Below are 20,265 nucleotides of genomic sequence, written 5' to 3'. Positions count from 1 at the left end.
TTTACAGGTACTGGCAGGTGGAGCGGTGGACGAACGCCCCGTGGCCGGCCCGGCCGGTGTACTCACGCCGGTCGACGACGAGTTCGCCGCGCGAGAGCACGGTGTCGACGCGTCCGGTGATCCGCTTGCCCTCGTACGCCGAGTAGTCCACGTTCATGTGGTGGGTCTCGGCGGAGATGACCTGCTCGGCGTGCGGATCGTAGAGGACGATGTCGGCGTCGGAACCGGGGGCGATGGTGCCCTTCCTCGGGTAGAGGCCGAACATCCGGGCGGGTGTGGCGCAGGCGATCTCGATCCACCGGCGGCGGCTGATGTGGCCGTCCACCACGGCCTGGTGCAGGAGGTCCATGCGGTTCTCCACGCCCGGCAGCCCGTTGGGGATCTTCGAGAAGTCCCCACGGCCGAGTTCCTTCTGGCCCCGGAAGCAGAAGGGGCAGTGGTCGGTGGAGACCACCTGGAGGTCGTTGGTCCGCAGCCCCCGCCACAGTGCGGCCTGGTGCTCGCGGGGCCGCAGCGGGGTGGAGCAGACGTACTTGGCGCCCTGGAAGTCCGGCTCCTGCAGGTTGTCGGTGGACAGGAAGAGGTACTGCGGGCAGGTCTCGCCGAAGACGGGGAGCCCCTTGTCACGGGCGGCCGCGAGCTCCGCGACCGCCTCCTCCGCCGAGACGTGGACGACGTACAGCGGGGAGCCGGCGACCCGGGCGAGCTGGATGGCGCGGTGGGTGGCCTCCGCCTCCAGGAGGACCTTGCGGACCTCGCCGTGGTGGCGGGGGTCGGTCTCCCCGCGCGCCAGGGCCTGTTCGACGAGGACGTCGATCGCGATGCCGTTCTCGGCGTGCATCATGATCAGCCCGCCGTTGGAGGCGCCGCGCTGCATCGCGCGCAGGATCCGCCCGTCGTCGCTGTAGAAGACACCCGGGTAGGCCATGAACAGCTTGAAGGAGGTGACGCCCTCCTCCACGAGGAGGTCCATCTCCTTCAGGGTGCCCTCGTTGACGTCCGAGAGGATCATGTGGAAGGCGTAGTCGACGGCGCAGTTGCCGTCGGCCTTGGCGTACCAGGTGTCGAGTCCTTCGCGCAGGGAGTGGCCCACGCTCTGCACGGCGAAGTCGACGATGGTGGTGGTGCCGCCCCAGGCGGCGGCTCTGGTTCCCGTCTCGAAGGTGTCCGAGGCGGAGGTCCCGCCGAAGGGGAGCTCCATGTGGGTGTGCGCGTCGACACCGCCCGGGATGACGTACTTCCCGGACGCGTCGATCGTACGGCCGGCGGTCCAGGCGCCGGCGGCCGCGGAGCCGTGTGCGGCCAGCGCGGCCACGCGGCCGTCCTCGATCAGGACGTCCGCGTGCAGTTCGTCGGCGGCGGTGACGACGAGACCGCCGCTGATCAGAGTGCGGTTGCTCATGGGAGGTTCCCCCTACTCCACGCTGCGCAGGGCCTGTTCGAGGATTCCGGCGCCCTCTTCCGCCTCGGCGACGGTGAGGGAGAGCGGCGGCGCGATGCGCAGCACGCTGGTGTTGTGGCCGCCGCCCTTGCCGAGCAGCAGGCCGCCTTCGCGGGCGGCCTCCAGGACGGCGGAGGCGGCGTCCGGGTCGGCCTGGTCGGTGCCGGGCCTGGTCAGTTCGATGCCGGCCATCAGGCCGCGGCCGCGGACCTCCCGGACGGCGGGGACGGCGGCGGCGATTGCGCGCAGCCGTTCCAGGAGCAGGCCGCCGACGCGGCGGGCGTTGCCCTGGAGGTCGTGTTCCAGGAGATAGCCGAGGTTGGCGACGCCGGCGGCCATGGTGACGGGTGAACCGCCGAAGGTCGAGATGGAGTTGGCGTCGAGGCAGTTCATCACCTCGGCGCGGGCGACGACGCCGCCGATGGACATGCCGTTGCCGATGCCCTTGGCGAAGGTGAGGATGTCCGGCGGGCCGCTCTGGGCATGGGCCTGCCAGCCCCAGAAGTGGTCGCCGGTACGGCCCCAGCCGGTCTGCACCTCGTCGCTGATCCACAGGATGCCGTGGCGGTCGAGGACCTCGCGGAAGGCGCCGTACAGGCCGTCGGGCGGGGAGGTGAAGCCGCCGACGCCCTGGATCGGCTCGGCGATCAGGGCGGCCACTCCCCCGCGGGCCTGGCCCAGTACGTCTTCGAGGTCCGCGACGGCCGCGGCGGTGAAGGCGGTGTCGTCGAGGTGGGCGAAGGGGCCCCGGGTGCGGACGGCGCCGTGGACGTAGTACGTCTGCAGCGGGGACAGGCTGGTCGGGGACCAGCCGCGGTTGCCGGTGATGGAGACGGTGGAGAAGGACCGGCCGTGGTAGCTGTTGCGCATCGCCAGGATCTGGTTGGAGCGGCGGTACGTCGTCGCGAGCAGCAGGGCGGTGTCGTTGGCCTCGGTGCCGGAGGTGGTGAAGAAGACGCGGGCGTCGGGGATGCCGGACAGGGCGGCCACCCGCTCGGCCAGCTCGATCATCGGCCGGTTGAGGTACAGGGTGGAGGAGTGGATGATCCGTCCGGCCTGCTCGGAGACGGCCTTGGTGACCTCGGGCAGGGCGTGGGCGGTCATGGTGGTGAGGATGCCGCCGAAGAAGTCGAGGTAGCGGTTGCCGTCGGCGTCCCAGACGTGGCGTCCCTCGCCGTGGGTGAGCTCGATGGGGTTCTGGTAGTAGAGCGCGAGCCAGTCGGGCAGGACGGTGCGGTGGCGGTTGTGGAGCGGGGTGGGGTTGGTCACGGCTGTACGAGCCCTCCGTAGGCGTCGGGGCGGCGGTCGCGGTAGAAGGCCCACTGGTCGCGGACCTCCTTGATCAGGTCGAAGTCGAGGTCGCGGACGAGGAGTTCCTCCTCCTTGTCGCTGGCGACGTCCCCGACGAACCGGCCGCGCGGGTCGACGAAGTAGCTGGTGCCGTAGAAGTCGTTGTCGCCGTACTCCTCCTGGCCGATGCGGTTGATCGCGGCGACGAAGTACTCGTTGGCGACGGCCGCGGCGGGCTGTTCGAGCTGCCAGAGGTAGGCGGAGAGGCCGCGGTGGGTGGCGGAGGGGTTGTAGACGAGCTGGGCGCCGGCCAGCCCGAGTTGGCGCCAGCCCTCGGGGAAGTGGCGGTCGTAGCAGATGTAGACGCCGATCCGGCCGACGGCGGTGTCGAAGACGGGCCAGCCGAGGTTGCCCGGGCGGAAGTAGTACTTCTCCCAGAAGCCCTTGACCTGCGGGATGTGGTGCTTGCGGTACTTGCCGAGGTAGGTGCCGTCGGCGTCGATGACGGCGGCGGTGTTGTAGTAGAAGCCCGCGCTCTCCAGCTCGAAGACCGGGACGACGATGACCATGCCGGTCTCGCGGGCGAGGTCCTGCATACGGCGGACGGTCGGACCGTCGGGGACGGCCTCGGCCCAGCGGTAGTGCTCGGGCTCCTGGACCTGGCAGAAGTAGGGGGCGTTGAACACCTCCTGGAAGCCGATGACCTTCGCACCCTCGGCGGCGGCCCGGCGGGCGTGGTCCTCGTGCTTGGCGATCATCGATTCGGTGTCTCCGGTCCAGGTGGCCTGGACCAGCGCGGCGCGGACGACTTGGGCCATGAGCTGCTCCTTGCGACGGGAACGCCGGTTCTACGCACGTAGACGGAGTGCGTAGGGAGTAGAACGTAGGCCTCGTCACAGCGCGGGGCAAGACCGCCTTGCACAGTTGGAGTAGTCGGTCACGTTACGTCGCGGCGCGGTCGTTTGCGGTCAGCAGACGGGACTTTGCCGACATGAACCCGAGAGCGTCCGCGCCCTGTTCCGCGTGCCCGCCGCCCGGGTGGGGTGGGCCGTGCGGGGCCGGCGGGCCGTCGCGGAACCGGGCTAGGGAGTGGCGATACCGGCCACTCGGAGGGCGTGGACGAGGTCGCGGTGGCGGGCACCCGGGAGTAAGCCTGCGACGCGGAGCAGCAGCGGGGCGAGCCATTGGGGGTCGTGCCGGGCCAGGGCGGCGGCCTCCTCGGCGGTCCGGACCCGTACGAAGGCTCCGAGCAGGGCCTCGGCCTCGCGGGTACGGCCGGCCGTACCGAGGGCGAGGGCCGCGTCCGCGACCTCGGCGGCCGGGCGGGCCACGCCCTGCCGCAACAGGGCGTCGCGGTCGGCCTCCCGGCCGGCGTCACCCAGAGCGGCGGCGGCCGCGGCGAGCCGGTCGGGCGGCAGGGAGGCCGCCTCCCACAGCAGCGTCGTCCAATCGGCCGCCAGGCCGGCGCGGGTCAGCTCGGCGGCCAGGTGGGGCAGCTGCCCGGCGGGCCAGGCCGCGGCCTGGCAGAGCAGGGCGTGTGCCTCCCCGCTGCGGCCCTGCGCGCGCAGCGTGATCAGCTCGGCGGCAACGGCCTGCGGCGAGCGGGTCGGCAGGGCGGGCGCAGGTACGGGCGTAGGTACGGGTACGGGTACGGGCTCGGGTTCGGCCGCCCGCTCGGGCCGCGGCCGGCCGAACCGGGCGCCACGCGGGGCGCGATGGACCTCCGGACCGCCAGGCCCGCCGGGAGCCTCGGCGTCCGGGTGGCCCGGCGGCGGCGTGAAGGCCAGGGCCTCGGGAGCCGCCGACCCGGCGTACCGGGCGCCCCCGGCCCGACGCGCCCCGCGCAACCACCGCCCCTCGGCCCGCCCGACAGGCGGCAGCACCCCCGCCTCCCGGCCCGAGGCGCCGCCGTCCTCCACGGGCGGCGCTTTTGAAGCGTGTGCGTGTGCCCCGTCCTCCCCCGGCGCACCCGGACCACCGCCGTCGACCGGGCTCCCGCCCCAGGGCCCGCCCTGAGCCACAGCCCCAGTCCCAGCCCCGGTCCCGGTCCCGGCCCAGGCTCCCGGCGGGGCCACGCTCTGCACTGCCGCCTGGGCCTCCGCCTGCGCGGGTTCGTCGGGCGGGAACTGAGCCTCCGCGCGCGACTCTCCCCAGGCCGGGGCCGGGCTCTGCGCTGCGGGCGCGCCCGGCCGGGCCGGAACCTCCGCATGTCGGCCCGCCCGGGCCTGCGCCTCCGCGCGCGGTTCCGCCCCCGCCGGGGCCGCAGAACGCGCCCCCGCTTCGGCCGCCGTCCACGCGGGCGCGCCGACCCGGGACCGGGCCCCGGGGCGCGACTGCGCCCAGGCCGCAGCCGAGGCCGCGTTCTGCGCTCCCGCCTCGGGCGTCGGCCGCACGGGCGCGGCCGGGGCGGGGGTGTGGAGGGCGGCCAGGCGGGCCGCCAGGTCTTCGTGGCGGGCCGCGGCGCGGGCCATGTCGTCCCGGGTCCAGGACAGCTCCCGGGTCAGGGCTTCGGTCTCGGCCCGGTCGGCGGTCCCGCCGAGCCGGGCGGTCAGGCTGCGCAGGGCCTCCTCCGACTCCGCCCGCTGGGCGGCCGCCGCCGCCAGCAGGGTCCGCAGTTCGTCCGCGCCCCCCGGGAGCCGGTCCCACGCGGCCACGGCCGCCGCCCGCAGCCTCGCCGCGTAGCCGGTCTCCCGCGCCGCGAGTTCCGCGCCGCCCGACTCCGCCAGGTCGCTCAGCAGCGATTCGACCACGTCCCACGGAGGTATCGCCGCCCCGTTCAGACAGGCCCGCACGCCCTCCGGATCCCGGCGCAGGAACTCCCCGTACCAGCCTGCCCCGGCATCCAGCCTTTGCGTCAATCCCCGCAAGTATCCGGAGAGTTGACCGATCGCCAGTGAAGTCGCGGTCTCCATGACCGCATTGGACCCCACCTGTGTTACGGGCGGACTACGGGAATCTCAAAGCTTGACGGCGATCGCGGTGTGCGGCCGCTTCCCGCGCCGCACCAGAGCGGCGGGCACGTCCACCATCCAGAACTGCCAGGTGTACTTGCGCGACATCAGTCTGCGCACCCGGCGCAGGCCCTCCTCGTCGAGCAGCCGGGCCCGTCCCTCGACCGCGCGCGCCCCGTCCTCGACGCGCCCCCGAACGTCGCACGGGGTGACGGTGACCCGCCCGTCGTTGCGGATGCGCTTGACCTTCCAGGAGTCGCTGCGCGTCCACACGTACAGCTCGCTCCCGTCGGCGACCGCCCATACCGGGGTCGCCACGGGCGTGCCGTCCTTGCGGAAGGTGGTGAGGCTGACGTACCGCGCGCTGCCGAGCTCCTGGAGACCCATACCGGGACCCTAGCGCGTGTCTGCGAAGTCCCGGTCGACGGCTCCCTGGCGGGCCCGCCCGTCCGCTTCGCGGAGGGGCGCGGGCCGGTCGCCGGGCAGGGTGCACGCCGCCAGCAGCAGGCCTCCGGCGAGGAGGGCGCCGGCGGCTGCGAATCCGAGTCGTTCGGCTGCGTTCGTGGCTGACACGCCTTCACGCCTGCCCCGCGCGCGGCAAGTCCCACCGCCGATTGGGCCGTTCGGCCTCGACTCCCGCCCGAAGGGGACGACCCCGACGGCAGGGCCTCAGGCCGGCAGGGCCGCGCAGCGCCTGAGCAGGTCGTCCAGCGAGAGCCCGAGCGCCTCGGCGAGGGCGGCGACCGTGAAGAAGGCGGGCGTGGGCGCCCGGCCGGTCTCGATCTTGCGCAGGGTCTCGGCGGAGAGCCCGGCCCCGGCCGCGACCTCGACCATGCTGCGGGCGCCGCGGGCCTCGCGCAGCAGGGCGCCCAGGCGCTCGCCGCGTTCGCGCTCTTCGGGGGTGAGAGGGGTACGGACCATGCGCCCATCCTACCCGGGCGGCCAATAGTTATCCCGGTAAAGTTATCCCGGTAAAGAAATCCCGTTACTGTTATACCGGTATAGTTATTGGCATGGTGGAACTGAAGACAGCACCCGAGATCGAGAAGATGCGCGCCGCGGGCCGGATCGTCGCCCGCACCCTGGCCGCCGTAAGGCGGGCCGCGCACGTCGGCACGGCCCTGTCGGAGCTGGACGGGGTGGCCCGCGAGGTGCTCCGCGGCGCCGGCGCGACCTCGCCCTTCCTCGGCTACCGGCCGCGGTTCGCGCCGGTGCCCTTCCCCGCGGTGGTGTGCGCCTCCGTCAATGACGCGATCGTGCACGGCATCCCCGACGACTACCGGCTCCGCGACGGCGACCTCGTCAGCATCGACTGCGGGGCGAAGCTCGGCGGCTGGGTCGGGGACGCCGCGGTCAGCTTCACCGTCGGCCGCGCCCGTCCCGAGGACGTGCGGCTGATCGAGACCTCCGAGGCGGCCCTCGCGGCCGGCATCGCCGCCGCCCTGCCGGGCAACCGGATCGGGGACATCGCCCACGCCGTCGGCACGGTCTGCCGCGCCGCCGGGTACGGCGTGCCCGACGGCTTCGGCGGCCACGGGATCGGCCGCAGCATGCACGAGGACCCCGGCGTGCCGAACGAGGGCCCGCCGGGGCGCGGCATGAGGCTGCGCCCCGGCATGGTCCTCGCCATCGAGCCGATGCTGATCGCGGGCGGTACGGACGACTACCGCTGCGACGGCGACGGCTGGACCCTGCGCACCGTCGACGGCACCCGCGCCGCCCACTCGGAGCACACGGTCGCGATCACCGCCCGCGGCCCGCGGATCCTCACCGCGCCCTGATCCGGCGTGCCGGCGGGACAGCCCCTACGGCCTGCCGTGCGGGTGGACGACCATGGCCGAGCCGCCGCCGCGCCGGGAGGTCTCGGCCGCCGCAAGCCACCGGCCGTCGGGCAGCCGCTGGACCCCGGTGGCGGCGCCGATCTCCGGGTTCTGCCGGAAGCCCTGGCCCAGGGCCTCCAGCTCGGCTCGCAGCGGGCTGTTCCACAGGCCCGGTTCCAGCTCGGTGGTGGTCTGGTTGCGCTGGCTGGCCCGCGGCGCGGCGATCGCGTCGACCAGCGGCAGGCCCCGGTCCAGGTGTCCGGTCAGGGTCTGCAGGACGGTGGTGATGATGGTGGCTCCGCCGGGCGAGCCGACCGCGAGCACCGGCCGGCCGTCGTCCAGCACGATCGTCGGGGACATGGACGAGCGCGGGCGCTTGCCGGGGCCCGGCAGGTTCGGGTCCGGGACGCCGGGCGCCGCCGGGGCGAAGGAGAAGTCGGTGAGCTCGTTGTTGAGGAGGAAGCCCCGGCCGGGGACGGTGATGGCGCTGCCGCCGGTGGACTCGATGGTCAGGGTGTAGGAGACGACGTTGCCCCAGCGGTCGGCGACCGTCAGGTGCGTGGTGTTCTCCCCCTCGTACGTGGTCGGCGCGGCCTGTCCGGTGGTGGCGCAGGGCACCGGGTGGCGCGGGTCGCCGGGGGCCAGCGGGCTGGTCAGGGCCCGGGCCGGGTCGATGAGGCAGGCGCGGGAGTCGGCGAACCGCTGGGAGAGCAGTTCACGCGTCGGCACGTCCACGGCGGCCGGGTCGCCGACCCAGCGGCCGCGGTCGGCGAAGGAGATCCGGGAGGCCTCGATGAAGTGGTGCAGGTACTGCGTCCCGGACAGCTTCGACAGGTCGGTCCGTTCCAGGATGTTCAGGGCCTCGCCGACCGTGGTGCCGCCGGAGGAGGAGGGCGCCATGCTGTAGACGTCCAGGCCGCGGTAGCCCACCCGGGTGGGTTCCTGCCGCTTGGTGCCGTACGCGCGCAGGTCGCCGGCGGTCAGGTCGCCGGGCCGGACCCGGCGGGTGGCGGCGGGGTCCACCGGGGGCGTGCGGACCGTGCGGACGATGTCCTCGGCGATGGGGCCGCGGTAGAGGGCGCCGGTTCCCTTGCGGGCGAGTTCGGCGTAGGTGTCGGCGAGGTCGGGGTTCTTGAAGGTGGAGCCGACGACCGGCAGGGAACCGCCGGGCAGGAACAGCTTCGAGGTGTCGGGGAAGTCCCTGAACCGGGCCTCGTTGAGCTGGGTCTGGGCCCGGAAGGTGGCGTCGACGGTGAAACCGTCACGGGCCAGTTTCTCGGCGGGCCGCAGGAGTTGGCGCAGCGGGCGGCTGCCCCAGGCGTCGAGGGCGCTCTTCCAGGTGGCGGGGGTGCCGGGGACGCCGACGCCGAGGCCGCTGGTCTGGCCCTCCGCGAAGGGGATCGGCTGCCCGTTCTCCTGGAACAGGGTCTCGGTGGCCGTGGCCGGGGCGGTCTCCCGGCCGTCGATGGTGTGCACCCGGCGGGTGCGGGCGTCGTAGTAGACGAAGTAGCCGCCGCCTCCGATGCCCGCCGAGTAGGGCTCGGTGACGCCGAGGGCCGCGGCGGTGGCGACGGCCGCGTCGACGGCGTTGCCGCCGGAGCGCAGTACGGCGATCCCGGCGGCCGAGGCGTCCGCGTCGACGCTGGCGACGGCTCCGCCGTAGCCGGCGGCGACCGGTACCTTCGCCGGCGGGGCGGGGGCCGCCGCGACGGGCGGGGCGGCGCCGGTCGCCACGAGTGCGGCGGCGACGGTCAGCAGCGGTAACGTGCGGGCGACGGCGGGACGGTGCATCCGGACCTCCAGTGGCAGCGTGGGCCGAGCCTAGCGCCGGGCCCGGCGCCCCGTCAGGGCGTCTGCCGGGGCGCGCCGCCGGCGGGTGGCTGGGAGACGGGAGGGCGGACGGGGTACCCGCAGGGCGGAAGGGGTACCGGGCCGGTGACCTCTGCGCCGGCACCGCTAGCATCCCGCGCATGAACGACGACGTGCGCAACATCGTGCTCGGGGTGATAGCCACCGCCGTCAGCGGCGGGTTCGGCTGGTTCTCCCGGACCTATCTCTGGCGGCGCGCGCTCCGCCGCAAGCAGGCGTTCTTCGGGCTTCCGACGGGCTCCGACTGCCTGTTCGTGGTCAACCGGCAGATGGGCGCAAAGGATTCCTCGCTGCACCGCAACGACGCCTTCGCCCTGCTGGAGATCTCCGCCCTGATCAAGGACTGCGGGGCGAACGTCCAGATCGTCACGCACGACACCGCCCGTCAGGGCTTCGGCGACCGGGCCGAGTTCTGCGTCGGCGGACCGACGTCCAACGCCCGCACCACGGCGCATCTCGCCTCCATGCTGCCGGGCATCACCGTCAACATCGACTCCGAGCAGCACGAGGACCGGGGCGCGATCCGGGTGGGCGGCGAGACCTACCGGTGGCGCAAGGGGCTGGAGGAGCACGTGGTACTGGCCCGGCTGGCGGGCGGGGAGGGCGGCCGCCCGGTGTTCCTGCTGTCCGGGCAGACCGCGGTCAGCAACCAGGCCGCCGCCCGGTACCTGAACCGGCATCACGCGCAGCTGGCGCGCAAGTACGGGGTGGAGTCCTTCTGCCTGGTGCTGAAGGTCGTCAACTCCGACGCCTACGGGCCGGACGTGACCGAGCTGGTCGCGGACGTCACCCGGCCGGCCCGGACACCCGCAGCGGCAGCCGCGTGATCCCGTTGATGAAGTTGGACACCAGCCGCTTCGGCGGGCCGGCGAGTTCCGGTACGGGCATGGCCGTGCACCACTCCTCGTAGAGGATGCGCAGCTGGAGGCGGGCGAAGTGCGCGCCCAGGCAGACGTGCGGGCCGTCCCCGAAGGACACGTGCGGGTTGGGTGTGCGGCCGAGGTCCAGGCGGCCGGGGTCGGTGAAGACGCGCTCGTCGTGGTTGGCGGAGGCGTGGAGGACGACGACCTTGTCGCCGGCCCGGACCGGCTGCCCGGCCAGTTCGTGGTCGGTGGCGGCGGTGCGCCGGAAGCTGAGGACCGGTGGGTGGACGCGCAGGAGTTCGTCGACCGCGCGTGCCATGGGGACGTCGCCCGCCGCGAGCCGGCGGTATTCGTCGGGGGCTCCGGCGAGGGCGAGCAGGCCGCCGGGGGCGGCGCTGCGGACGGTGTCGTTGCCCGCGACGGTGAGCAGGAAGAAGAACATCTCGAGTTCGGCGGGGTCCAGTCCGGCGGTGGCGAGGGCGGTCATCACGTCGTCGCCGGGGTGGTCGCGTTTGTGGGCGGCGAGTTCGCGGGCGTAGGAGAACATCTCGCCGAGCAGGGCCGGGGAGCGCGGGTTGAGGGGTGTGCCGTCGGGGCCGAGGAGCGGTGCGGGGGCGTCGTCGGGGTCCTGGTAGCCGATGACGCGTACGGTCCATTCGAGGAGCAGGGCCCGGTCGGCGGGCGGGACGCCGAGCAGGTCGGTGAGGTTGAGCAGCGCGTACTCGTCGGTGACGGTGCGGACGAGGTCGACGGCGCCGCCTTCGGCGGTGTCCCGGGCGGTGGCGAGCAGCGTACGGGCGCGTTCGCGCACCCGTCCGGCGAAGGCGTCGACGCGGGCGGGGGTGAAGGCGCGGGCGACGAGCCGGCGCAGCCTGCCGTGCTCGGGGGGATCCTGGTTGAGCATGGTGCGGCGCAGGAAGGGAAGGTCGGCCGGGTCGGGGTCGCGGATCTGGGTGGCGCCCAGCCAGGAGGAGTACGTGCGGTGGTCGCGCAGGACGTGGACGACGTCGGCGTGCCGGGTGACGGCCCAGAAGCCGGGGCCGGCGGGCCAGCCGGCGATCTCGGGCTCCGGCTGCCAGGCGACGGGGTGCCGGTCGCGCAGCAGCCCGTAGCGCTCGTGGGGGACGCCTGCGGCGTAGACGCGCGGGTCGAAGACGTCGGGGATGTCCGCGGCGTGGTCCATGGGGCCACCGTGACGCGTGGGCGGCCCTGCCCGCAAGGGCACGGACGTGGGCGGCCCTGCCCGCATGGGCACGCCGTGGGCGGGTGTGCGCCGGGTCAGCGCCGCGGGTTGCAGTCGGTGGCGGGGAGGGTGGTGTCGGTGCCCTGGATGGCGACGGGGGTGACGGTGTCGCGTACGGCGGAGACGCCGAAGGTGCACACCAGTTGTTTGCGGGCCAGGTCGGACAAGCCGGCGACGGGGAACGGCACACTGACCGTGATCCCCTTGTCCGGCTGGTACTTGCTCACCGCCACCCGCTCCGAGTCGGCGCCGGACGCGGACACCTTCGGCAGGGCGGTGGTGAGGCCTGCCGCCGAGGCCGGACCGGTGGGGCCGTCCAGCAGGATCCGCAGGAGCGGTACGGGCGCGAGCATGTAGTCGGTGCCGATGGAGAAGGGGACCGGGACGACCCGGTCGCCGTCCTTGGAGACGAAGTAGAGCGTGGCGGCGTTCTTGCTTCCGGGCACCTTGACGGTGGCGGCGTGGCCGCTCTCGATCACCCCGGTGCGTTTGATCCCGCATCCGGCGAGCAGCAGGGCGCAGCCCGTCAGGGCGGCGGCGGCCGCCGTGGCGCGGGATCTCGTCGTGCGCCCTGTCATGCGCGGGCCTCCAGCGGCATGTCGAGGGTGAAGAGGGCGCCGCCCGCGGGCCGGTTGGCCGCCCGCAGGGTGCCGCCGTGCAGGCGGACGTTCTCCAGGGTGATGGCGAGTCCGAGGCCGCTGCCGGCGGAGCGGGTGCGGGCCGCGTCGGCCTTGAAGAAGCGGTCGAAAATGTGCGGCAGCACCTCGGGGGCGATGCCGGGCCCGCTGTCGGCGACGTCGATGAGGAGCCGCTCGCCCGCCGCGCCGGGTGCGGTCCGTACGGTGACGCGTACGGGGGCGCCGCCGTGCCGCAGGGCGTTGCCGACGAGGTTGGCGAGGACCACGTCGAAGCGGCGCGGGTCGAGCCGGGCGCGGACCCCGTCGGGCAGTGCGGTGACGACGCGGTCGTCGTCCCAGTGGCGTCGTTCGAGGGTCTTGCGGACGGCTTCGGCGATGTCCACGTCGTCGAGGTTGAGTTCGGCGGCCCGGGCGTCGAAGCGGGAGATCTCCATCAGGTCCTCGACGAGGACGGCGAGTTTGCCGGTCTCGGCGCTGACCAGGTGCAGGGCCTTGGCGGTGTCGGCGTCGAGGCGGGCGGCGTCCTCGTCGAGGACCTCGGTCACGGCGAGCATCCCGGCGAGCGGGGTGCGCAGTTCGTGGGAGACGTCGGAGGCGAAGCGGCGGGCGCGGGTCTCGGCCTCCTGGAGTTCGCGCACGGACTGTTCCAGGGCGCGGGCGGTCTCGTTGAAGGTGCGGGCGAGTCCGGCGAGTTCGTCGGCGCCCCGGACCTCGATGCGGGTGTCGAGGCGGCCGCGGCCGAGTTTCTGGGCGGCGCGGCGCATGTCGCGGACCGGGCGCAGCACGCTGCGGGCGGCCAGCAGTGCGGGGACGACGGCGATGGCCAGGCCCGGGACGGCGCCCTGCTGGGCGGCCTCGACCATGGCTTCGACGGTCTGCTTCTCGGTGGAGAGGGGGACGCTGGCGTAGAAGACGACCCCGGTGGCTTCGGTGTATCCGTTGTGTTCGAAGACGGCGGGGACGCCGATGGTGAGCCAGGGGTTGCCGCGCTGGTCCTCGACGCGCTGGAAGGCGGCGTACTGGTTGTTGCGGACCCGGTCGCGCAGGCTGTCGGTGATCACGGTGGAGGTGGGCGTGCCGGGGTTGGTGGAGACGCGTGTGCCGCCGTACTCGCCGAAGATGATCCAGGGGTGGGGTTTGCCGCGTTTGCCGAGCTCGATGACGATGCGCTGGAGTTCCGGCTGTTCCAGGGGGAGGCGGATCTCCTGCTGCTCGACCTGGTCGCGCAGGGTGCTGACGGCGGTGTCCTGGGTCTGTTTGAGGATGGCGTTGCGGGCCTGCTGGTAGGTCAGGGCCGCGGTGGTTCCCGCACTGATGGCGGCGACCAGGAGGAAGGCCGCTATCAGCCGGGTGCGCAGCCCGAGGGGTGCTATGCGTCGCACCGCGGCCTACAGGGGGCCGAAGCGGTAGCCGAAGCCGCGCACGGTCTGTATGTAGCGGGGGCTGCGGGCGGGGTCCTCGATCTTGTGGCGGAGCCGGCGGACGCAGGCGTCCACGAGCCGGGCGTCGGCGTGGTAGCTGTGGTCCCAGACGTACTCCAGCAGCTGCTGGCGGGAGAAGACCTGCTCGGGCGAGGCCGACAGGTGCAGCAGGAGTTTGATCTCGCTGGGTGCGAGGGCGACGCGTTCGCCGTTCTTGGCAACGGTCAGCCCGGCGCGGTCGATGGCGAGTTCGCCGTGGGTCTCGATGCCGGGGCGGGTTCCGACCGGGTCGCTGAGCCGGCGCAGCACGGCCTTGATGCGGGCCTCGATGACCTCGGTGCGGGCGGGTTTGACGATGTAGTCGTCGGCTCCCGCCTCCAGGCCGATGACGATGTCGAAGTCGTCGCCGCGTGCGGTGAGCATGATGATCGGCACTTCGCTGGTCTGGCGGATGCGGTGGCAGACCTGTACGCCGTTGATGCCGGGCAGCATCAGGTCGAGCAGGACGAGTTCGGGGTGGAAGGTCGCCATCAGCGCGAGTCCCTCCTCCCCGGTCTCGGCGGCCCGCACCTCGTGGCCGCGGCGGCGCAGGCCGAGGCCCACGCCTTCGCGGATGGAAGGGTCGTCCTCGATCAGCAGTACGCGTGGCATCCGCTCAGTATCCCAGGGTGATCTTCGGCTTCGCCTCCCGCTACCGGCCGGTCTTGCGCCGCAGGGAGTCCAGCAGGTCGGTGATCTCGGCCAGGCGCAGCGGCCGGGCGAGGAGTACGACGACCAGGGCGAGGGCCGCGGTTCCCGCTCCGACGGCGGCGAAGTCGCCGAAGCGTTCGGCGGCGCGGGCCGCCGCGTACGCCGCCGCGGCCGCGGGTGCGCAGGCCGTCAGCAGCCGCAGGTGGGTGCGTACGGCGGTGGTACGGCGTTCGGTGCGGCTGCCCGGACGCGGGCCGAGCCTGCGGGAGAGGGCGTACCCGGTGGCGGCGGCGCCCGCGAGGAAGGCGACGGAGGAGGCGGCGGCCATGCCGGTGACCGCCCAGCGCGGGGAGAGCAGGAGGTAGGCGGCGGCCGACAGCGCGGCGTTCAGGGTGACGATGACGAGGTTGAGGAAGAAGGGGGTGCGGGTGTCGGAGAGGGCGTAGAAGCCGCGCGAGAGGACGTACTGCGCGGAGAAGGCGACCAGTCCGGGGGCGAAGGCCGCTAGCATGCCGGCCATGATCTCGATGTCGGCGGCGCCGGTGCGGCCGTAGCCGAAGACGCTGCCCATCACCCAGGGGGCGAGGGCGGCCATGAGGGCGGCGGCGGGGACGACGAGGGCGGCGCTGGAACGCAGCGCGTAGGAGACGTCGCGGCGTACGGCGCCGAGGTCGCCGTCGGTGGCGGCGGAACTCATCCGCGGCATCAGGGCCGTGACGAGGGAGACGGTGATGATGCCCTGCGGGACGATCCACAGCTGGTAGGCGTTGCTGTAGGCGGTGTAGCCGGCGCCGCCCGCGAGACCGGCGTCGACGGCGCGCTGGCCGGTGGCGGTGGAGAGCCGGGTGACGACCCAGTAGGCGACCTGGTTGGTGAGGACGAGCAGGGCGGTCCAGCCCGCGTTGCGCAGGGGGCGGCCGAGGCCGCTGCCGCGCCAGTCGAAGCGGGGGCGCCAGCGGAAGCGGGCCGCGCGCAGCGAGGGGATCAGGGCGAGGGCCTGGACGACGATGCCCGCGGTGGTGCCGAGGCCCAGGAGCCGGGTCTCGGCGGCGGTGAGGCCGGTGGCGCCGTCGTGCGAGAGGTACAGGAACAGCCCGAAGACGGCGATGATGACGACGTTGTTGAGGACCGGGGTCCACATCATCGCGCCGAACCGGCCGCGGGAGTTCAGGACCTGCCCGAGGAGGGTGAAGAGCCCGTAGAAGAGGATCTGGGGCAGGCAGTACCGGGCCAGGGCCACGGTGGTGTCGGCCTGGGCGCCGCGGTAGCCGGTGTACGCCGAGACGATCAGCGGGGCGGCGATCACGGCGGTGGCGGTGAGTGCGACGAGGGCCGCGGTGCAGGCGGTGAGCAGCCGGTCGGTGTAGGCGGCGCCGCCGTCGGCGTGTTCCTTGGCGGCCCGGACCAGCTCGGGTACGAAGACGGCGTTGAGCGCGCCGCCGATGAGCAGGATGTAGATGATGTTCGGGACGGTGTTGGCGACGGCGTAGCCGTCACCGAGCAGTCCGGTGCCCAGGGCCGCGACGACGACGGCGGAGCGGATGAAGCCGGTGGCGCGGGAGACGATCGAGCCGGCCGCCATGAGCGCGCCGCTGCGCAGCACCGAGGTCTTGCGCGGTGCTGCGCCGTCGGTGCCGGGGCCGGGGCCTGCCTGTCTGGTGTCGGTGGCCGTCACCGGCGGGCCAGGTAGGCCTGGAACGCCTTGTAGAGCGCCGCGTTGGCGACTCCGTCCATCGGGATCTCCCATTCACCGAGCGTTTCGACGACCTGTCCGCCGGTGCCGAGCTTCCAGCGCAGCAGCCCGAATGAACGTTCGTCGGGGTCAAGGGTGGAGGGTACCCCGCGCATGTCGTACTCGTCGGCGCCGAGGGTGTGTGCGTCGCGCATCATGCGCCACTGCAGGGCGTTGCTGGGCCGTACCTCACGCCGGTGGTCGGCGGAGGCGCCGGTCTGGTACCAGACCCTGCTGCCGGTGCTGATCATGGTGTGGGCGGCGAGGATCTCGCCGTGGTGGACGGCGAGGTAGAGCCGCATCCGGCCGGGCTGTTCCTCGTTCAGGACGCGGTACTGCTGCTCGTAGTACGCGAGGGAGCGGCCGAGCCGGAAGCCGTCGCGCTCCTCGGTGATCCGCAGCAGCCGGTAGAACTCGGGCAGGTCGGCGGAGGTGCCGAGGACGGTCTCGACGCCGGCCTTGCCGGCCTTGCGCACGTTGCGTCGCCATTCCTGGTTGAGGCCGGACCACAGGTCGTCGAGGCTGCGTCCGGCGAGCGGGACGCGGAAGACGTGGCGGGGCTGGGCGTCGCCGTCGTCCTCGCCTCCGCAGCGCTTCCAGCCGCGGGTGCGCAGCCGGTCGGCGAGGGCGGCGCCGACGGGGTCGACCTCGGTGGCGAGGACGTCGGATATCTGGCGGCCCGTTCCGGTGCCGGCTTTGGCGGTGGCCGCGTCCCAGCGGCGGTAGGCGGGGGTGGGGCCGATGCGGACGGCGAAGGCGCCGGCGGCGCGCAGGTGGCGCATGAGCGGGTCCAGCCAGCGGTCGATGCGCGGGTCGGACCAGTCGGCGACGGGGCCTTCGGGCAGATAGGCAAAGTATTTGCGGGTGCCGGGGAATTGCCGGTAGAGAACGAGTCCGGCGCCTTCGATCTCGCCGCCCGGACAGTGCCATCCGACCATTTCCGAGCGCCAGAGGTCCTTCACCCGGCCCCATGACGGGTGCTGGAGAAAGCTCGCCGTGGGGCTCCTGGAGAGGAAGGACTGGTATTCGGGGACGGACAGGGTGCGCACCCGGAGCTCGTGGTCCTGGTCCTGCCGGGCGGGGGTAACGAGCAGTGCGCACACGGCTGACGGCCTTCCTGATCGTCCTGAGGGGTCGTTCACAGGACTCTCACAGCCACCCGTGACCGAAGTGCGCGGCGAATGTGACCGGATGATGACCGTTTCGCTGCGGTCCACGTCACAAGAGAAAGAGAGATCTTTTCCGTGGTTTGTGCAACCTAAAGTCGTCCCGTTCTCATCCTCTTTTGCGAACGTCCGTCACCGCCACGACTCGAAGGGGCCCTTCGTTGAGCCGCACACGCCGCACCGCCATTGCGGGCACCGCATTCCTGGCCGCCGCGCTGACCGCCTGCTCGGGCGGGAGTGACGGTGGCAGCGACGACAAGGGCAAGGCCGAGTCGAAGCCGAAGGCTCCGATGGCTGTCTCGGTGAATCTCACGGGTGATCAGGTCAAGGCGGGCCAGCCGGTGACGGTGACCGTCGCCGAGGGCAAGCTGGCCCAGGTGAAGGTGACCGACGCCAAGGGTGCGGAGCTGCCCGGCAAGATAGCCGACGACGGGAAGACCTGGACCTCGGAGCGCAACGCCCCGCCCGGTGCCGACTACAAGGTCGAGGCGCAGAACACCGACAGCCAGAGCGCCACCACGCAGTTCAGGACCGGTCCCGCCGACAAGGTGAACAAGGTCGCGATCAACATCTCCAAGGGCAGCACGGTGGGCGTGGCGATGCCCGTGTCCCTCGTCTTCGACAACCCGGTGACGAACAAGGCCGAGGTGGAGAAGCAGCTCAAGGTCACCACCTCGGACAACACCGAGGGCTCCTGGGGCTGGATGAAGGACCACGACGGCAAGGACCGCGTCGACTGGCGGCCGAAGGACTACTGGAAGTCCGGCACGGACGTGAAGGTCGACATGAAGCTGAACGGGGTGGACTCGGGCAAGGGCGGCGGGCTGTTCGCCCGCGACTACAACACCGAGTTCAAGATAGGCAAGGACCGCCGGGTCCAGGTCAGCCTCGACACCAAGAAGATGACGGTGACCGAGAACGGCCAGGCGCAGAAGGCGATCCCGATCTCGGCCGGCACGCCCGGCGGCAAGAAGGCCTCCTGGTCCGGGAAGATGGTGATCATGACCAAGGAGGGCACCATCCGGATGGACTCCCAGACCGTGGGTCTCGACAACGCCTACGACAAGATGGTCGATTACTCGATGCGGCTGACCTGGTCGGGCATGTACGCGCACGCCGCCCCGTGGAACTCCGGCAACTTCGGCCGCACCAACAGCAGTTCCGGCTGCGTGGGGATGAGCGACGCCGACGCCAAGGAGTTCTTCGGACAGTCCCAGGTCGGCGACCTCTTCGAGGTGGTCGGCGAGGGCTCGAAGGGGCAGCCGCCGATCGGCAACGGCTACGGCGAGTGGAACCTCTCCTGGGACGAGTGGAAGGCCAAGAGCGCCCTGTCGGCCGCCCCGCAGAACGGCTGACCTGCAGGCCCTCCTTCCTGACTCTCGTTCAATTGTTACCACCACGTAACTTACCGACGGGTTACCTTCGGTAAGCCGCTCCCGTTACCGTCGGGTCACTTTTAGGACCCCCGGTGCACGCGAGGAGCGACCGATGGAACGCACCCCCACCGCCGCAGCCGTGGCGGCACTCCTGGCGGCGACCGCCCTGGGCCTGGCCCCCCACCAGGCCCAGGCGGCTCCCGCGCACGCCACGGCGAACGCTGCCACCGCCGCCCCCACGACGCGGACCGCCGTGCAGACCGCCGCCGCGGACCTGCGCTTTCACGACATCCCCGGCTCGGGCGGCATCACCCTCAAGGGCAACGTCTTCACCCCCGACGGCGCCGCGACCGGCCGGAAGTATCCGCTGATCGTGCTTCCCACCAGCTGGGGCATGCCGCAGATCGAATACATCGCCCAGGCCAAGAAGCTCGCCGACTCCGGCTACGTCGTGGTCAGTTACACCTCCCGCGGCTTCTGGCTCTCCGGCGGGCAGATCGAGGTGGCCGGGCCGCCGGACGTCGCGGACGTCTCGGCCGTCATCGACTGGGCCCTCGCCAACACCCCCGCCGACGCGGACCGCATCGGCCTCGGCGGGGTCTCGTACGGCGCCGGCATCACCCTGCTGGCCTCCGCGCACGACCCGCGCGTCAAGGCCGTGGTCGCCATGAGCGGCTGGGCCGACCTCATCGAGTCCATCTACTCGGGCCGCACCCAGCACCGCCAGGCCGCCGGGCTGCTCGGCGCCGCCGGCTACCTCACCGGCCGCCCCGGACCCGAACTCCAGTCGGTCCTCGGCGACTTCCTCGGCTCCCGGCTGGACCGCGAAGCGCAGATGATCGAGTGGGGCAGGAAGCGGTCGGCCGCCGAACAGGTGGACCGGATCAACGCCAACGGCGCCGCGATCATGCTCGGCAACGCCTGGGGCGACACGGTCTTCCCGCCCAACCAGTACGCGAAGTTCTACGAGCGGCTCACCGGCCCCAAGCGGCTGGAGTTCCGCCCGGGCGACCACGCCACCGCCGAGGGCACCGGCCTGCTCGGCCTGCCCAACGACACCTGGACCAACGCCCACCGCTGGTTCGACCGCCACCTCAAGGGCGAACGCAACGGCATCGACACCGAGGCCCCGGTACAGATCAAGTCCCGCGGCGACGGTGGCTACGAGGGCTACCCCGACTGGGCGTCGGTGGGCTCCGGCGGCACCGAGAAGCTCCCGCTCACCGACAGCGAGCACCTCTTCGCGAACGTCGACTCCGGGGCCAACGGCGGCGTCGTGATCCTCTCCAGCGTCCTCGACCAGTTCTTCAAGGCGCCCCCGGTCGCCTCGATCCCGCTGCTCCCCCGCTCCTTCGCCGCCGTCTGGCAGTCGGGGCGCCACGACGAGGCCCGCCACATCCGCGGCACCGTCAGACTGCACACCACCGTCACGCCCACCAAGGGCGACGGCACCTTCGTCGCGTACCTCTACGACGTCGGCCCGCTCGGCATCGGCAAGCTGGTCAGCAACGCCCCGTACACCTTCCACGGCAGGACCCCGGGCCAGGCCTTCGGCGTGGACCTGGAGCTCTTCTCCACCGCCTACGACGTGCCGGCGGGCCACCGCCTCGCCCTCGTCGTCGACACCGTCGACCCGCTCTACATCGAACACAACCCCACCGGCGCGCAGCTGACCTTCTCCTCGCCCGCGGGCGACCCCAGTTACGTCTCGGTGCCGCTGCGCGAGCGGTGATCCACGGCGGCGGCCGGGCCGGGGCGGCCCTCC

Annotated in this window: 18 protein-coding genes; 4 read left to right on the top strand and 14 right to left on the bottom strand. The window is 72.6% G+C overall.

Going from position 1 to position 20,265, the window contains the following annotated elements; translation table 11 throughout:
• Position 1: 1 nt before the first annotated feature.
• The 7 genes from hydA to NRK68_RS27920 all read right to left on the bottom strand — a co-directional run bounded on the left by hydA (position 2) and on the right by NRK68_RS27920 (position 6,603).
• Positions 2 to 1,402 (bottom strand): dihydropyrimidinase, encoded by a 1,401-nt coding sequence (hydA, locus tag NRK68_RS27950; RefSeq protein WP_257857101.1) that lies wholly within the window; start codon positions 1,400 to 1,402, stop codon positions 2 to 4.
• Between the two features lie 12 nt (positions 1,403 to 1,414).
• Positions 1,415 to 2,710, bottom strand: coding sequence for an aspartate aminotransferase family protein (locus NRK68_RS27945; RefSeq protein ID WP_183063817.1), 1,296 nt, complete (start codon positions 2,708 to 2,710; stop codon positions 1,415 to 1,417).
• Positions 2,707 to 3,549 (bottom strand): nitrilase-related carbon-nitrogen hydrolase, encoded by an 843-nt coding sequence (locus tag NRK68_RS27940; RefSeq protein WP_183063816.1) that lies wholly within the window; start codon positions 3,547 to 3,549, stop codon positions 2,707 to 2,709. Before NRK68_RS27940 ends, NRK68_RS27945 begins: the two co-directional genes overlap by 4 nt.
• 264 nt (positions 3,550 to 3,813) lie before the next feature.
• Positions 3,814 to 5,589 (bottom strand): hypothetical protein, encoded by a 1,776-nt coding sequence (locus NRK68_RS27935; RefSeq protein WP_257857100.1) that lies wholly within the window; start codon positions 5,587 to 5,589, stop codon positions 3,814 to 3,816.
• 99 nt (positions 5,590 to 5,688) lie between these two features.
• Positions 5,689 to 6,069, bottom strand: a complete 381-nt coding sequence (locus tag NRK68_RS27930) for a PPOX class F420-dependent oxidoreductase (protein ID WP_183063814.1) — start codon at positions 6,067 to 6,069, stop codon at positions 5,689 to 5,691.
• Between the two features lie 9 nt (positions 6,070 to 6,078).
• Positions 6,079 to 6,255 (bottom strand): hypothetical protein, encoded by a 177-nt coding sequence (locus NRK68_RS27925; protein WP_183063813.1) that lies wholly within the window; start codon positions 6,253 to 6,255, stop codon positions 6,079 to 6,081.
• A 96-nt stretch (positions 6,256 to 6,351) separates the two neighbouring features.
• A complete protein-coding gene (locus NRK68_RS27920; protein WP_183063812.1) occupies positions 6,352 to 6,603 on the bottom strand; it encodes a helix-turn-helix domain-containing protein in 252 nt (83 codons plus the stop codon).
• A 92-nt stretch (positions 6,604 to 6,695) separates the two neighbouring features.
• Here NRK68_RS27920 and map point away from each other — a divergent pair, with 92 nt between their 5' ends.
• Positions 6,696 to 7,463 carry a type I methionyl aminopeptidase gene (map, locus tag NRK68_RS27915; RefSeq protein WP_257857099.1) on the top strand — a complete coding sequence of 256 codons (768 nt, stop codon included), beginning with the start codon at positions 6,696 to 6,698 and terminating at the stop codon, positions 7,461 to 7,463.
• A 24-nt stretch (positions 7,464 to 7,487) separates the two neighbouring features.
• Here map and ggt read toward each other — a convergent pair whose 3' ends face one another.
• Positions 7,488 to 9,293 carry a gamma-glutamyltransferase gene (ggt, locus tag NRK68_RS27910; RefSeq protein WP_183063810.1) on the bottom strand — a complete coding sequence of 602 codons (1,806 nt, stop codon included), beginning with the start codon at positions 9,291 to 9,293 and terminating at the stop codon, positions 7,488 to 7,490.
• Positions 9,294 to 9,472: 179 nt separating this feature from the next.
• Here ggt and NRK68_RS27905 point away from each other — a divergent pair, with 179 nt between their 5' ends.
• Positions 9,473 to 10,198, top strand: a complete 726-nt coding sequence (locus NRK68_RS27905) for a hypothetical protein (protein WP_183063809.1) — start codon at positions 9,473 to 9,475, stop codon at positions 10,196 to 10,198.
• On the opposite strand, the gene NRK68_RS27900 is transcribed toward NRK68_RS27905, so the two are convergent.
• From NRK68_RS27900 to NRK68_RS27875, 6 genes are all read right to left on the bottom strand, one after another.
• A complete protein-coding gene (locus tag NRK68_RS27900) occupies positions 10,158 to 11,417 on the bottom strand; it encodes a cytochrome P450 (protein ID WP_183063808.1) in 1,260 nt (419 codons plus the stop codon). The two genes, NRK68_RS27905 and NRK68_RS27900, sit on opposite strands and share 41 nt — an antisense overlap.
• Positions 11,418 to 11,512: 95 nt before the next feature.
• On the bottom strand, positions 11,513 to 12,055 hold the full coding sequence (locus NRK68_RS27895; RefSeq protein ID WP_183063807.1) for a GerMN domain-containing protein: 543 nt from the start codon (positions 12,053 to 12,055) through the stop codon (positions 11,513 to 11,515).
• Positions 12,052 to 13,497 (bottom strand): ATP-binding protein, encoded by a 1,446-nt coding sequence (locus tag NRK68_RS27890; protein WP_183063806.1) that lies wholly within the window; start codon positions 13,495 to 13,497, stop codon positions 12,052 to 12,054. The genes NRK68_RS27895 and NRK68_RS27890 overlap by 4 nt, the downstream gene beginning before the upstream one ends.
• 6 nt (positions 13,498 to 13,503) lie before the next feature.
• On the bottom strand, positions 13,504 to 14,187 hold the full coding sequence (locus tag NRK68_RS27885) for a response regulator (RefSeq protein ID WP_183063805.1): 684 nt from the start codon (positions 14,185 to 14,187) through the stop codon (positions 13,504 to 13,506).
• 40 nt (positions 14,188 to 14,227) lie between these two features.
• Positions 14,228 to 15,901 (bottom strand): murein biosynthesis integral membrane protein MurJ, encoded by a 1,674-nt coding sequence (gene murJ / locus NRK68_RS27880; protein ID WP_373023837.1) that lies wholly within the window; start codon positions 15,899 to 15,901, stop codon positions 14,228 to 14,230.
• Positions 15,898 to 17,061 carry a lipid II:glycine glycyltransferase FemX gene (locus tag NRK68_RS27875; protein WP_257857097.1) on the bottom strand — a complete coding sequence of 388 codons (1,164 nt, stop codon included), beginning with the start codon at positions 17,059 to 17,061 and terminating at the stop codon, positions 15,898 to 15,900. The genes murJ and NRK68_RS27875 overlap by 4 nt, the downstream gene beginning before the upstream one ends.
• Before the next feature lie 224 nt (positions 17,062 to 17,285).
• Between NRK68_RS27875 and NRK68_RS27870 the strand changes: the two genes are divergently transcribed.
• Together NRK68_RS27870 and NRK68_RS27865 are read left to right on the top strand one after the other, a co-directional pair.
• Entirely contained in the window at positions 17,286 to 18,479 is a 1,194-nt protein-coding gene (locus NRK68_RS27870) for a L,D-transpeptidase (protein ID WP_183063802.1), read from the top strand.
• Between the two features lie 133 nt (positions 18,480 to 18,612).
• Positions 18,613 to 20,232, top strand: coding sequence for a CocE/NonD family hydrolase (locus tag NRK68_RS27865; RefSeq protein WP_183063801.1), 1,620 nt, complete (start codon positions 18,613 to 18,615; stop codon positions 20,230 to 20,232).
• Positions 20,233 to 20,265 lie beyond the last annotated feature (33 nt).

Source organism: Streptomyces yangpuensis (genome assembly GCF_024666385.1).
Taxonomy (GTDB): Bacteria; Actinomycetota; Actinomycetes; order Streptomycetales; family Streptomycetaceae; genus Streptomyces; species Streptomyces yangpuensis.
Note: the sequence above shows the minus strand (reverse complement) of the source record. Positions and strands in the feature narration are given on the sequence as shown.

What these genes read in the sequence shown, in the direction of transcription:
- ggt (WP_183063810.1), bottom strand. Translation starts at nt 9,293, where the DNA reads ATGCACCGTCCCGCCGTCGCCCGCACGTTACCGCTGCTGACCGTCGCC.
- NRK68_RS27905 (WP_183063809.1), top strand. Translation starts at nt 9,473, where the DNA reads ATGAACGACGACGTGCGCAACATCGTGCTCGGGGTGATAGCCACCGCC.
- NRK68_RS27930 (WP_183063814.1), bottom strand. Translation starts at nt 6,069, where the DNA reads ATGGGTCTCCAGGAGCTCGGCAGCGCGCGGTACGTCAGCCTCACCACC.
- hydA (WP_257857101.1), bottom strand. Translation starts at nt 1,402, where the DNA reads ATGAGCAACCGCACTCTGATCAGCGGCGGTCTCGTCGTCACCGCCGCC.
- NRK68_RS27895 (WP_183063807.1), bottom strand. Translation starts at nt 12,055, where the DNA reads ATGACAGGGCGCACGACGAGATCCCGCGCCACGGCGGCCGCCGCCGCC.
- NRK68_RS27900 (WP_183063808.1), bottom strand. Translation starts at nt 11,417, where the DNA reads ATGGACCACGCCGCGGACATCCCCGACGTCTTCGACCCGCGCGTCTAC.
- NRK68_RS27920 (WP_183063812.1), bottom strand. Translation starts at nt 6,603, where the DNA reads ATGGTCCGTACCCCTCTCACCCCCGAAGAGCGCGAACGCGGCGAGCGC.
- NRK68_RS27865 (WP_183063801.1), top strand. Translation starts at nt 18,613, where the DNA reads ATGGAACGCACCCCCACCGCCGCAGCCGTGGCGGCACTCCTGGCGGCG.
- NRK68_RS27940 (WP_183063816.1), bottom strand. Translation starts at nt 3,549, where the DNA reads ATGGCCCAAGTCGTCCGCGCCGCGCTGGTCCAGGCCACCTGGACCGGA.
- map (WP_257857099.1), top strand. Translation starts at nt 6,696, where the DNA reads ATGGTGGAACTGAAGACAGCACCCGAGATCGAGAAGATGCGCGCCGCG.
- NRK68_RS27885 (WP_183063805.1), bottom strand. Translation starts at nt 14,187, where the DNA reads ATGCCACGCGTACTGCTGATCGAGGACGACCCTTCCATCCGCGAAGGC.